This is a genomic window from Shewanella sp. ENK2, assembly GCF_043568515.1.
GTDB lineage: Bacteria > Pseudomonadota > Gammaproteobacteria > Enterobacterales > Shewanellaceae > Shewanella > Shewanella japonica.
This window is the reverse complement of record NZ_CP171406.1, coordinates 3,327,537-3,341,238: the sequence shown is the minus strand read 5'-3', so window position 1 is coordinate 3,341,238 and position 13,702 is coordinate 3,327,537. Positions and strand designations below refer to the sequence as shown.

The 13,702-nt window shown below is 39.7% G+C and carries 12 protein-coding genes and 1 pseudogene; 3 read left to right on the top strand and 10 right to left on the bottom strand.

Translation table 11 applies throughout. The features are described 5' to 3' along the window. Entirely contained in the window at positions 1–579 is a 579-nt protein-coding gene (gene rpoE, locus ACGEDC_RS14660) for an RNA polymerase sigma factor RpoE (RefSeq protein ID WP_055025593.1), read from the bottom strand. A gap of 223 nt (positions 580–802) precedes the next feature. On the opposite strand from rpoE, the gene nadB reads away from it, so the two are divergent. Beyond that, positions 803–2,416: an L-aspartate oxidase gene (nadB, locus tag ACGEDC_RS14655; RefSeq protein ID WP_055025592.1), complete on the top strand. Its 1,614-nt coding sequence runs from the start codon at positions 803–805 to the stop codon at positions 2,414–2,416. A 109-nt stretch (positions 2,417–2,525) separates the two neighbouring features. On the opposite strand, the gene ACGEDC_RS14650 is transcribed toward nadB, so the two are convergent. The 9 genes and pseudogenes from ACGEDC_RS14650 to rppH all read right to left on the bottom strand — a co-directional run bounded on the left by ACGEDC_RS14650 (position 2,526) and on the right by rppH (position 11,070). Then, complete coding sequence (locus ACGEDC_RS14650) at positions 2,526–2,954, bottom strand: protein YgfX (RefSeq protein ID WP_119968900.1); 429 nt, start codon at positions 2,952–2,954, stop codon at positions 2,526–2,528. A gap of 75 nt (positions 2,955–3,029) precedes the next feature. Then, positions 3,030–3,278: a succinate dehydrogenase assembly factor 2 gene (locus ACGEDC_RS14645; RefSeq protein WP_119968899.1), complete on the bottom strand. Its 249-nt coding sequence runs from the start codon at positions 3,276–3,278 to the stop codon at positions 3,030–3,032. 31 nt (positions 3,279–3,309) lie between these two features. After that, entirely contained in the window at positions 3,310–4,242 is a 933-nt protein-coding gene (gene nhaR / locus ACGEDC_RS14640; protein ID WP_055025590.1) for a transcriptional activator NhaR, read from the bottom strand. Positions 4,243–4,269: 27 nt separating this feature from the next. Continuing rightward, on the bottom strand, positions 4,270–4,659 hold the full coding sequence (locus ACGEDC_RS14635; protein WP_055025589.1) for a hypothetical protein: 390 nt from the start codon (positions 4,657–4,659) through the stop codon (positions 4,270–4,272). Positions 4,660–4,672: 13 nt separating this feature from the next. After that, a pseudogene (gene nhaA, locus ACGEDC_RS14630) lies at positions 4,673–5,844 on the bottom strand (Na+/H+ antiporter NhaA). Between the two features lie 676 nt (positions 5,845–6,520). Further along, positions 6,521–7,372 carry a thymidylate synthase gene (locus ACGEDC_RS14625; protein ID WP_282166635.1) on the bottom strand — a complete coding sequence of 284 codons (852 nt, stop codon included), beginning with the start codon at positions 7,370–7,372 and terminating at the stop codon, positions 6,521–6,523. 84 nt (positions 7,373–7,456) lie between these two features. Continuing rightward, positions 7,457–8,260, bottom strand: coding sequence for a sulfite exporter TauE/SafE family protein (locus ACGEDC_RS14620; RefSeq protein ID WP_394494092.1), 804 nt, complete (start codon positions 8,258–8,260; stop codon positions 7,457–7,459). A gap of 32 nt (positions 8,261–8,292) precedes the next feature. Next, on the bottom strand, positions 8,293–10,527 hold the full coding sequence (ptsP, locus tag ACGEDC_RS14615; RefSeq protein ID WP_055025585.1) for a phosphoenolpyruvate--protein phosphotransferase: 2,235 nt from the start codon (positions 10,525–10,527) through the stop codon (positions 8,293–8,295). A 24-nt stretch (positions 10,528–10,551) separates the two neighbouring features. Then, positions 10,552–11,070 carry an RNA pyrophosphohydrolase gene (rppH, locus tag ACGEDC_RS14610; protein WP_055025584.1) on the bottom strand — a complete coding sequence of 173 codons (519 nt, stop codon included), beginning with the start codon at positions 11,068–11,070 and terminating at the stop codon, positions 10,552–10,554. A 730-nt stretch (positions 11,071–11,800) separates the two neighbouring features. Here rppH and mutH point away from each other — a divergent pair. Beyond that, positions 11,801–12,469 (top strand): DNA mismatch repair endonuclease MutH, encoded by a 669-nt coding sequence (mutH, locus tag ACGEDC_RS14605; RefSeq protein WP_119968896.1) that lies wholly within the window; start codon positions 11,801–11,803, stop codon positions 12,467–12,469. 121 nt (positions 12,470–12,590) lie between these two features. Beyond that, positions 12,591–13,664, top strand: a complete 1,074-nt coding sequence (locus ACGEDC_RS14600; protein ID WP_055025583.1) for an adenylate/guanylate cyclase domain-containing protein — start codon at positions 12,591–12,593, stop codon at positions 13,662–13,664. The last annotated feature ends 38 nt before the right edge of the window (positions 13,665–13,702 follow it).

Sequence of the window (13,702 nt, the reverse complement as noted above, 5' to 3'; positions counted from 1 at the left end):
TTACTGTTCCAGCAAAGGCTGGAGTTTCTTATCGATTGATTCCCTAGCACGGAAGATACGTGATCTTACTGTACCAACAGGACAATCCATGATGTTGGCAATATCTTCGTAACTCATACCATCAAGTTCACGTAAAGAAATTGCTATCTTCAATTCTTCTGGCAACGTTTCTAAGGTTTCAAAAATCACCTTATTAATTTCATCAGACAAAACGAGACGTTCTGGTGATGCAAATTCTTTTAATGCATCGCTGCCTTCATAGTATTCAGCTTCTTCTGCATCAACACTGTTAGCCGGTGTTTTTCTGCCTTGAGAAACCAAATGGTTTTTTGCAGTGTTTACTGCAATGCGATACAACCATGTGTAAAAAGCACTTTCACCACGAAAATTAGGTAATGCACGGTAAGCTTTAATAAAGGCTTCTTGTGCCACATCACTGATGTCTGCTTGATTTCTGATATAGCGTGAGATCAAGCTCATTACTTTATTTTGGTATTTCTGTACTAACAGATTAAATGCGTTTTTATCGCCACGTTGTACACGCTCAACTAACTGTTGATCACTTATTTGTCCACTCATCCGAGCCGACTACTCCTAAATCTATAATACTGATTTCTCAGTCGCTCGAATCATATTCACATTAAAGTAGACTCGCATGCTTTGAAAAAGTTCGATATTGAATGAAAAAATTTAATTTTTTATAAAAAATGGCTAAATCTCGCTTAATAGTAATGTCTCAGTACCCAATAAAGCGGTTTTGATTTACCATTATAGAACCATATTAAGTCACCCATGATACCTTATGAAACAAGCAGTTGAACACCAATCTGATATTTTGGTTATAGGTAGTGGTGCAGCAGGACTCACGCTTGCACTCCATCTAGCTGAAAAGTCACAAGTTATTCTCCTTTCGAAAGGACCTTTAGCTGAAGGCTCAACCTATTATGCACAAGGCGGAATCGCCTCTGTATTTGATGAATCAGATACGATTGAGTCACATGTGAGCGACACGCTTATCGCTGGTGCAGGGCTTTGTGACAAAGATGTGGTGACTTATACCGCTGAGAATGCCAAAGAGTCGATGAAATGGCTAATTCAATGCGGTGTTGCTTTTGATAAAGAAGAAACCAGTGACGGCGACCAAAGTTCAGCACCTTATCATCTAACTCGAGAAGGTGGTCATAGTCATCGACGTATTCTTCACTCTGCTGATGCAACGGGTAAAGCGGTCCAAACGACACTTCAAGATCAGGCATTAGCGCATCCGAACATCAAGGTACTAGAGCGTTATAACGCCATTGATTTAATTACGACGAGAAAGCTTAATCGCCCTGGAAATCGTGTTGTTGGCGCATATGTATGGAATCGAGATGCTGAGCACGTTGAAACTGTCACAGCCAAGTTTGTCGCGATTGCCACAGGTGGAAGCTCGAAAGTTTATCAATATACCTCAAATCCCGATATTGCCAGTGGTGACGGTATTGCCATGGCTTGGCGTGCTGGATGCCGTGTAGCGAATATGGAGTTTAATCAATTCCACCCAACTTGCTTATATCATGCTGATGCTCGCAACTATCTGCTTACTGAAGCTTTACGTGGCGAAGGTGCTTACTTAAAACGTCCCGATGGCACACGCTTCATGCCTGAGTTTGACGAACGCGCCGAACTTGCACCCCGCGATATTGTTGCCCGTGCGATAGATTATGAAATGAAGCGTTTAGGTGCCGATTGCTTGTACCTTGATATAAGCCATAAGCCTGCCGACTTTGTCATCAAGCATTTTCCTACCATACATAAACGATGTTTAGAGTTTGGCATCGATATCACAAAGGATCCTATTCCTGTGGTACCAGCGGCGCATTATACCTGTGGTGGTGTAATGACTGACTTACACGGTCAGACAGACATCAATGGTTTATATGCCATTGGTGAAGTGGCCTACACTGGGCTGCATGGCGCGAATCGCCTTGCGAGTAATTCGTTATTAGAATGTTTAGTTTTTGCCCGTGCTGCTGCACAAGATATTGAAAGTTTACTCAGTAAAATTCCAGCCCCAGGTCCCGTACCCCATTGGGATGAAAGCCAAGTCAGTAATTCAGATGAAGAAGTGGTTATCGCCCATAACTGGCATGAGTTAAGATTATTCATGTGGGATTACGTCGGTATTGTTCGTACCGATAAAAGGCTAGAACGAGCATTACGACGTTGCGCCATGCTACAACAAGAAATTCAAGAGTATTACAGTAACTTTAGAGTGAGTAATAACTTACTAGAGTTACGTAATTTAGTTCAAGTTGCTGAATTAATTATTCGCTGCGCCATGGAGCGAAAAGAAAGCCGTGGCCTGCACTATAATGCTGATTACCCAGAGCAATTAGATAATCCTCAGCCGACAATTTTACAACCTGAGCGATAATCGCAATCTCAGCTCGTAATGCTGGCTTGTTTCTCTGTTGAAATAAGCCAGCGTTCTATAGCAAACAGCTATAGCAAACAGCTATAGCAAACTGCTAGCCCATTTAATGTCAAAGCGTAGACTGCAGTTTCACTAACTCTCTACACAAACTTCTGTACTCTTTATCACTCAACATATCAGACCAAACAATCACTAACTGCCTGGTCTTTTTAAGCTTTTTAGCCGCCGTTATTTCGAACTCAATAAATATTACGGATGCAAAAACAGTCACTATTGGTGCTCGCCATTGAATAAATTCATATTGATGATTTAGCTTCCCCACACCTTGTTCTAGTAACACAAATTGAGTGTGAAATTGGCGTAAAGTAAACAAATGCTGAATGAAAAAAATCAATGCTATTGTCAGCGTTACTGCAAATACAAGCTGATAAGCCCAATGATGGATATCCGGCCAAAGAATAAAACTCGTCAAACAAATAGCGATAAGCACAAGATGAGAAAGCACTTGGCTGAATGAGGTTGTTAACGTGAACGGCATACAATACTCCTGAAATTAAGCCCGAAATTAATCAGGCTATCTGGGAGTCTCATGGCGAATAAATGGATAGAATGTTTAAGGTTGAGGACGACCACGGACAGTATTGACCATTTCTCTTAGCGCTGGGTCGGGGCAAACTTCGTGGCCCATAAACCATGCAAATAATTCCGGATCTTCACATGCCAGTAAGTCTATGAAGGTTTGTTTATCGGTATCGGAAAGTGTTTCATATTGTGAATCAACAAAAGGTTGAAACAAGACATCTAACTCTAACATCCCACGACGACAAGCCCAACGAACTCTAGCAATATTCATTAATTCCAACGCTATTCTCCTAACATCTTCTGCGGATACTTTATCTTTGATGCGAACTTCTGTATTCAACATCTTGTATTTGGGGATCGACACCTGCAAATAAATCGGTAAAGTCAGTGTCTAAAAGACGCTGAACTGCCGGATGCTGAATCATTCGCTCAGCAAACATCACATGATATTCTTCATGTATATCTTCAGTTTCACCAATCAAAACCATGCCTTGGGACAGTATATCATGTCGATAAATAGATGGAGCGACAAAAATTCCTCGCTGGAATAAACCAAATGCTTTCATCATCGCAGCATCATCGAATTCACCAAGAATACTGACATCAAGGTTTTTTTCAGCAAACCATCGATGTAACTGCTGACCTAGCGATGTTCTTTTACCTGGAATAAGTAACTTTTCTTGCTCTAAACATGCAGGGAAGTCTAAAGATGGTTTAGATGCCGCAAAAAAGCTGATGCCGCACTGCCCTAGTTTCTTAGATAAAATCTCAGGATATTTTAAAGATTCACCAGCCGAGTCAGATAAAATCATATCCAACTTGTGTTCTCGTAAGCGTTGAATGAGATTTTCATGGGTCGATTCATAACAACTTAGGTGCATTGAACCATCATTTGGAATAACAGTCAGTAAGACACGACTCGCAAGTGCTTTTGATAGAGCAGCAGCAAAGCCAACTTCAAATAGAATTGATTCGTCTTTTTGGTAAGCCAGTAAATCCAGCATCTCATAACTTAAGCTATACATTTTGTCTGCATAGCGAAATACCAATTCACCAAGTTCAGTGGGTTCTAGCGAGCGGCCGACTCGTTTAAAAAGACTGCCGTTGAGACGATCTTCTAATGAGCGGATTTGACCTGTTATGGTCTGAGGTGCGAGACATAAAGCTTCGGCGGCCTTAGCCACCGAACCTTTCTTTCTAACCATCCAAAAATAATATAGATGGTTATAATTTAAATGTTGCATGTAAATAAACCAGCTAAGAGCGTTGGTTTATTTTAATCGCTGACAGTCCAACAAGCTATCAATTAATATCGATAACTCATTTAAGTTGTTAACGTTTTTAGCGGCGGTTTGTTCCTGAATAGCTAAAACGATTTCATCTTTATGCGGTTTTCTGTCTGCACAATAACTGCGATTAGCCTCTTGATAACGTTTACCTGCTCGATATTTAAGTGCACGAGACTCATATCCACTATCAGCTTCAAGGCGGCTGCTTGATGCATCAGTGTGATACATCAACGCACCATCTACAACGCCGTCTAAATAACTTTTACATTCGCTTGACTCAACGTTTGCTTGGCAAACATTAAACGAGGTTGCTTGAGCGGGTGCGGTAATCGCACCCATTGCTAAGGCTAACATCAACAGTTTTGTCTTCATTTTTGCTCCGATACTACTTTGCTTTAGCTTTAGGAAGTACTTTATCAAGCCATACATAACCGATAACCGCAGCTAGCATAGATCCCATTAGAATACCTAAGCGAGCAAAGTCACCTAATTGTGCAGGGGCCGATTCGAATGCAAGTGATGAAATAAACACTGACATAGTGAAACCAATACCACACATAATTGAAACAGGGATAATTTGATTCCAGCTAATCCCAGGAGGTAGCTCAGCTAATTTTAGTTTAACTGCAACAAAACTAAACAGTAATACACCTACAGGCTTACCAAGTAACAGACCTAAAATAATACCGATAGTCACAGGCTCTGCTAATGAAGTGATGCTCATTCCCGATAGCGATAGACCAGCATTAGCGAACGCGAACACAGGTAAAATAAAGAATGTACTCCATGGGTGCAAACTATGCTCTAAATGCTCTGAAGGAGATGAGCCATCTTTAGCTCGCAGCGGAATACAGAATGCGATAATGACACCAGCCAATGTCGCGTGTACGCCAGACTTAAGTACAGCTACCCAAAGGATAACGCCTAACAAACCATAAGGGATTAACGAGCTAACACCTTTACGATTCAGCGCCACCATTAATGTGATAGAAATAGCAGCGACAATTAAACTTGTCATTGATAAATCAGCACTGTAGAACAATGCAATAATCACAATAACACCTAAGTCATCCATAATAGCTAGGGCTAATAAAAAGACTTTAAGAGCAACAGGCACACGGCTACCAAGTAAGGCCATAATACCTAATGCAAAGGCGATATCTGTTGCAGCTGGAATAGCCCAACCAACCTGAGTAACAGGGTCTGAGTAGTTAAATGCTAGATAAAATAAAGCTGGAAATACCATGCCACCAACAGCAGCAAAAGTTGGTAATGAAGCTTTAGCAACACTAGATAGTGCGCCTTCTAATAATTCACGCTTTACTTCTAAACCAATCAATAAGAAGAAAAGTGCCATCAAACCATCGTTAATCCATAATAATAATGGCTTATCAATATCTAATGAACCTATACGCACTTGGACTTCTGTATCAAGGAATCCACTGTATAAACCAGCTAATGGCGAGTTTGCCATTAACATAGCCAGTGCTACAGAGATCATTAAAATGATACCCCTGCAGATTCTTGACTTAAGAAATTCTTAATTGCACGTTCCATAATTCACTCCAAAAAAAACAATTAATTCGAGTCTATCGGAATTTTTCAAACAATCATAATCGTTAGTTTCGCATTAATACCTCGGTATTTTCGAGGTATGTATCAAAATGCAGTGAGATTAATCACACAACACCCGCTAAACGCGAAGCAGATCGACGTTTAACTCGGAATATGCGCATTATTCAAGTTTAGGCGCATATTTATTTATTCACAATAAATTGCTCAACTGACGAAATAACATACATTACACTGTTTTAGCTGATGAATTATTAATAAAAAACTATCGAAAAAATCCAGCAAGAATAAAAGGCTATTTATTAACATAATCAGCCAAACAAACTTAAGCTGATATGACTGCTTTCCATTGAATAACTATTAATATTTAATCAGTATAGGAATTCACTGTGAGTTTTAAACAGAAGTGAAATACAGTGTCAAAAGCGCAAAAAATGCTAACCAAGTAGGATACAACTAGTTTAGCTTGTTTTTTAGGCTTCCAGATGCAATCTCAGACAAAAAATGAAGTGAGTTAACACGAATCAGTGTAGTAGTTTATGAAGTGAATTTGAGGAAGTTTAGCTGTCATTACAGTGTAATTTACAATAACCAAATGATTTTAACGGTTTATCATAAGTGAAAAACCGTTAATACAATGAGTTAGCTTATCTGATTAGCATTAGACCGAAAATGGATACTTAATCGCATCATGATGCTGATAACCCACAACCTCAAAATCATCCATTGTCACCCAAGTTTCTAAATCCTTAAGGCTCTTAATGTCTGGGTTAATTTTTAATTGTGGTGAAGGAAATGGTTCGCGAGTTAGCTGCTCATTCTTCATTAGATCTAATTGGTCTTCGTAAATATGTGCATTAATAATTTTATGGTATGCGGTACCCGCCTTATTACCGGTAATTTGTGCCATTAATGCTAAAAAGGTAAACACTTGAATCTGATTAAAGTTAAGCCCTAATGGCACATCACATGAACGTTGATAACTCGTTAGGTGCAAAGTATCACCTAGTAATGAGAAGGTATGTGTATGCATACATGGCCGTAAACAACCCATATCAAACTCACCTGGATTATAAAATGTAATAATCTCACCACGGTCATCAACTCCTTTGGACAAGTTATCAACAATCTTGGCTAACTGATCGACAGTACCACCTGAGGTTTTCTGCCAACGTCGACCTTGAACGCCATATACCCGCCCCATATCGTCTTCTCCTTTACGATGTGGATTAGCAAGCCAGCTAGCATTATCATTCGCGTTCATATCCCAAGTTTTAGTACCCAAAGCTCTAAAATCTGCAGCATTATCATAACCTCGAATATAGCCAATAAGCTCAGCAATCGCAGCTTTATAAAAGCTTTTACGAGTGGTAATAATTGGGAATTGGTTATTTTTAACATCGTACTCTAAATCAGCATTAATGATGGTTAAACAACGTTTTCCAGTGCGTTCATTCTCTATCCAATGACCATTGTCTACGATGTTCTGACATAAATCTAAATACTGACGCATTGTACATTCCTATATAAAAGCTCGATAAGTTTCGGTTACCTGAAGAGACAGTCTCCGATTATTGGGTAGATGATAACAAGAATTTTATGCGGTTATCGCCATTTTTACTCCAATAACCATTAATAACAGTGCAAATATCTTTTTAAGCACAGCAGTCGGCCATACGCTTGCCATTTTTACCCCTAATGGTGCGACTAACATTGAGCTGATAATGATCCCAAACAAAGCGGGTAAGTATATAAAGCCAATGGTGCCTTGGGGTAAGTCAGGTGCATTTAAGCCTGCAATGATGTACCCAGTGGTACCAGCTAATGCAATAAGACAACCCGTTACCGAAGAAAACCCTACAGCACTGCGCATTTGAATACCGCAATAACTCAAAAATGGCACAAACAGTACCCCACCACCAATGCCCATTAATCCAGCAACGATAGCAATAATCGAGGAAACCAAAAATAACACGGTAAATGCAGGCATTTGCTCATTTGCTTTAGGCTTGAATGGGAACGCCATTTGTATGGCCATAAGTATTACAAATATCGAAAATGCGGTTTGTAAATCAGCAGATGGAATTTTTTCTGAAATAAACCCAGACGCTAATGCCCCTAACATGATACCCGGCAACATGGGTTTAAATAGATTCCATGGAACATTTCCACGTTTGTGATGAGCTAACGCAGATGAAAAAGAAGTTAAAATAATTGAGGCTAATGAGGTTGCAATAGCAACATGGGTTAACTGAGATGACTCAACACCAACCCAAGGGAGAAGATATAAAAGGGCTGGGACAATGATTAAGCCTCCACCGATACCTAATAAACCAGCCATAAAACCGACAAATGAGCCCAGTAACAAGCAGATTGAAAAAATCAGTAAAAGATTGTCCACAGTAAAACCTTATCCGTGTATAGCTAAATCGGCTAATGCAAAATGGCAGATAAGCCGTTTTCAGCTAAAAAGTCATTGAGTAATGTCCTGACTTGCTCCCCGTTAGAGAGTGTCAGGGCGGTATCCAAAATTTGTTCTAATGACTGTTTATCAATCCGGCGTAATAAATAATTAATTCGAGCAATACTGCCTTGGTTCATACTCAATTTGTCATAGCCCATAGCGACAAGGAGTAATGCCCCCATGGGTTCACCTGCTAGCTCTCCGCAGATACTGGCATCCAATTTATAGCGTTTACAATCAGTAATTGTCCATTTTAACGCTCTTAACACACCAGGGTGAAAGCTATCAAAAAGTGAGCTAACACTGGGGTTATTTCTATCAACGGCGAGTAAATACTGAGTTAAATCGTTACTGCCTACTGAAACAAAATCGACTCTCTTAGCCACATCTTCTAACTGAAAAAGTAACGAAGGCACTTCTAACATAACCCCAATTTTAGGTTTAGGGATTCTACGCTGTAATTCGTCTGTTAATTCTGAATAAGCTTGTTCTAGGTATAATAAAGTCCTATCAATTTCATCAAGGTTACTGACCATAGGTAGCAAAATTTGTAGCTGTGATGAGTCTACATTTGCCGTTAACATTGCCCGTAGCTGCATCAAAAATAACTCTGGATGGTCAAGGGATAATCGAATACCTCGCCAGCCAAGAAAGGGGTTATCTTCATTGATAGGAAAATAAGGTAAGGGTTTATCTCCTCCCACATCTAATGTTCTCATAACCACAGGTCTATCACGAGCAGCTGATAACACTTGTTTATACACATGAACTTGTTCAATTTCACTCGGAAATCGCTGATGTAGCATGAATGGAATTTCCGTACGATATAGCCCAATCCCATCTGCACCCTCGGCCATGTCGGTACTTAACCCACTTAATAGACCAGCATTCAGATATAACTGAATACGATGGCCGTCCGTTGTCTGAGCAGGTAATGACAATTCAGCTGAGAATTGGCGTTGCTGTTCCTGATTTTCCGAAATTAAAGTGTAATATTCACGAAGCACAGACTCTGAAGGAGAAACAAGAAGCTGACCGCTAGTCGCATTAAGAACGAGTTTTTTATCGTCAATATTAGCCGCAATGACTTGATCAACACTGACAATGGCTGGCACGCCCAATGCACGAGCTAAAATAGCGGCATGGGCGTTAACTCCCCCAAGTTCGGTGACGATCCCTGCTAGTTTCCCTCGTGGAAATTCAGCTAGTAGTGTCGCATCCACTTCTTTAGCAACTAAAATAACAGGTTTTGAAGGGGCTAAATCTAACTTATCTGGCTCTATAAGTTGGCGTAATACTTTTTGTCCGAGTTCGCGAATATCGCTAGCGCGTTCTTTTAAGTAAGGATCTTCCATTGCCATAAACTGATCAATATAGCGAATTGAAACGCGGCTAACGGCAGATTCAGCTTGCCAGCCTAAACTCACCTCTCGTATGTATTCACCACCTAAACTAGCCTCATTAAGCAAAAGTTGTAACGCTGAAAATATAGATGCTATATCATCCACGTTTTCACGGTCAAAACGCTGGGACAAGGCACTGATTGCATCTTTACAACGCTGCATTGCAGCTTTCAGTCTAAGGGTTTCTTGCTCGGTATCGCTACATTGTTGATCTGGCTGCACTAAAGATATCGCGCCGCCTAATACAAATGCATCTGCAATGGCGATCCCTTTAGATGCGCTAACCCCTTTGAAAACGACTTGTTGCTGAACATTGCTAATCGCCGCTTTGTTCTTGAGACTACGAATGACCACCGCCAGCTGCGCTGCCAGCGTCATTAAAAAGGCTTCTTCATTCTCACTAAACTGTCGAGGCTGTGGCTGCTGAACGACAATAACTCCAACCACTTGTTTTTGAAAAATAATAGGAACAGCAAGAAACGCTCGGTACTCTTCCTCTTCTACTTCTGGAAAAAACTTAAAGCGTGGGTGTGTTTTGGCGTCGGCAAGGTTAACGGCTTCTTCTTTTTCAGCAGCTAACCCCACCAGTCCTTCAGAAAGGGGCATTTTAACAAAATTGATGGCGGCAACAGCCAAGCCGTCTGTCGCCGATAAGACAAGGTGTTGTTGCTCAAGAATATATACTGAACAGCACTGAGTTTGCATCGCTAACTTTGTTTGCGAAACCAACTGTGTCAGTGCAGACTCAAGACTGCTAGCTCCAGCAACCGCTTGAGTTATATCCCTGAGCGTGTTTAACACGATTTTATCCCCTATCAGTTTACATTAATTACGGTGTCGCCCTCGTTTGCGATTAGGCTCACGTCCTTGAAACGCTAAAGTGGTGAATGCAAACTCTTTCATAACCTTACGATAAACATCTCGTTTGAAAGAAACAACTTGCCTTACTGGGTACCAATAACTCACCCAACGCCAGTCATCAAACTCAGGGTGTCCACAGGAGTTCAAATTAATACTGTCATCGCTATCTTTAAGCTGTAATAAGTACCACTTTTGTTTTTGACCAATACAAATAGGTTTACTTTCTTGTCTAATCAATCTTTTTGGTAAACGGTATCTTAACCATGAGCGTGTTGACGTTAAAATTTGTACATTTTCCGGCTTTAAACCAACTTCTTCATACAATTCACGGTACATAGCTTGTTCAGGACTTTCTCCGTCATCAACGCCACCTTGTGGAAACTGCCATGAATGTTGTCCAAACCGTCTGGCCCACATAACTTGACCAAATTTGTTACAGATTATAATGCCCACATTTGCGCGAAAGCCGTCGCTATCAATCACATGGACTCCAATGTCACTACAAATTAATGATTAGATTGTTTCATAAAGCACGGCTACGGGCAATCAACTAATAACGGCATAACTTGGGATAAAATTTAAGAATTATTACTTTTATCAACAGAAGGGAAAAATATTAATGCACATTATCCACAAAATCTGTGGATATCTCTGTTCGAAACTCACTAATAACAGTAAAACCTGCATTAAAGAGCATAAGCTACCGTATAATAAAAAAGTTAAACATTCACAATAAAACCATAAAATTCAACAACATAACTAAAAAGAAAGACTAACTATAGTTATCCTAGACAACCAAAGGTCACTTTTTGACCAGGCAAATTACTTATTAATAAATTCATTTTATAGGTTTTAAGTTATACACAAAAAACAAGAGTTTTATTTCATTAATATTAAAATAAAGCTATTTTTAAGCATTGACGAACAAAAAATTATCCGTTAAGTGATACTTTTTTAAAGTTATCCATCAAATCTGTGGATAACTATGTGTGAAATAGTAGAGCAAAAGGAGAGTAACTTCATAAATTGGTAAAACAGATTGACCAATTTAAACAAAAAAACTTATTAATCAGTATATTGGGATTATTTTACTCAGTGAATAACTTTCAATAAAATCGTTGCGCAATTAATGACCAGTAACAATAGATGCGTAAAAACTGCCAAACAAGTAAACTTATAATGACCAAGCCTATTTAGGGGAAAGTAAGCAATAATGATGAATAGCCAGCCAAATTCCATCGCAGAATTAATGCAAAGAGCCAATGATATGGCCGGTGTCTCATTAGGAGATATTGCAAATGAGCATCAACTCAATGTACCTGATAATTTGAAGAGAGATAAAGGCTGGATAGGTCAATTGATTGAGATGGAACTCGGCGCAACAGCAGGTTCTAAACCCCAGCAAGATTTTTTGCACTTAGGGGTCGAACTTAAAACTATTCCCATAGACCAATCTGGTCGCCCTATTGAAACAACTTATGTCACAGTTGCACCGTTAACAAATATCCAGGGCCTTACATGGGAAAACAGTGTCGTATTTCATAAGCTACAACAAGTCTTATGGATACCAGTACAAGGTGATCGAAGTATTCCGGTAGCAAACAGAAAAATAGGCACCCCTGTACTATGGAGCCCAAATCCTGAACAGTTAACCGCGTTACAACAAGACTGGGAAGAGATAATGGAGATGATCGCATTAGGGCAAGTTGAAAAAGTGACAGCTCGACACGGAGAAGTATTACAACTAAGACCTAAGGCTGCAAATAGTCACTCATTAACTGAATCAATTGCAGAAAATGGCTTAATTAAACTATCTAATCCAAGAGGTTTTTATTTAAAGATCAATTTCACCCACCAAATACTAACAAATGCGTTTGGATAACATTACAATAAATCAACATTCATAATCTATTTTGAAAGTTATTAGAATAACACTATGACAAGTAGGGTAATTTTCTATAAACTAGCCTGTCTCAAAATATCAACGGATCAGATATAAACCAGTGAAAGCACGTCGACAGACGAGAAAGCTATTATTTGCGATATTAGCATGGTGTTTAGCCATGGGCGCATTTGTCTTTTTTCGTTATTCACAAGCCCCTGAACTCCCCCAATGGGCTATGGGAAAATCAGACCTTGCCACATTAGCCATCTTCATGGGTTTTGTGTTTGGTTGTCTGCATTGGATGTCGAATTTAATCGCTGACTTTAGTGCAATCAGTCGTTTACCCTATATCTTCTCAGTTATTTTTAAAGGCTTGTTTCTACTGTTAGGCGCAATGACGCTTGCCTATGTTACCCAATTCCTAAATATGTGGGCTATTGAAAATCATCTTGTCACGCTAAGACAAATGCTCACAGCGCACATCCTTTATAGTCCTTCTTTTCAAGCATTAATCATATATCTAGTCGCTGTACGTGTAGGCCTTGCCTTTATCGAACAAATGGCACTACTTGTGGGCCCTCGAGTATTGATGAACATTGGCTTAGGTAAGTACCATCAGCCAAGATATGAACATCGACTATTCCTCTTTGTTGATATGGTATCTTCAACTGCCCACGCTGAAACACTAGGCGACTATCGCTTTAGTCGATTAATTCAAGACAGTTTTAGTATGCTGGCTGATACAGTAACTGATAATGATGCTGAAATTTATCGCTATATGGGTGATGCAGTTTTGATTCATTGGCCTCTTGAAGATGGGATCAAACAAGATCGCTGTATGAATATTTACTACGAATTTAGCCAACAACTTAACTGGCATCGACCTTACTTTGAAGAACACTATGGCTTTGTGCCTAAATTTAAAGCGGCAGCTCATTGCGGCCAAGTTGTTGCTGCTGTGGTTGGTGTTCAAAAGCAAGAAATTAGCTTTTTCAGTGATGTGTTAAATACCTTGGCAAGACTACAAGACCAATGTAACCCGCTAGGTCAAAGAATGCTTATTTCTGGGGAAGTTGCACACCGCCTAGAAAGACAAGATAGTCGATTTGAGTTATCAGATTTAGGCGCTATGAAGCTCAAAGGCAAAAAGCATGAAATTGAAGTGTATGGTGTGAGCCCTAAAAAGCCCTAAACAAGCAACTTAAGGAATATAATTGAATATCCCTAGTT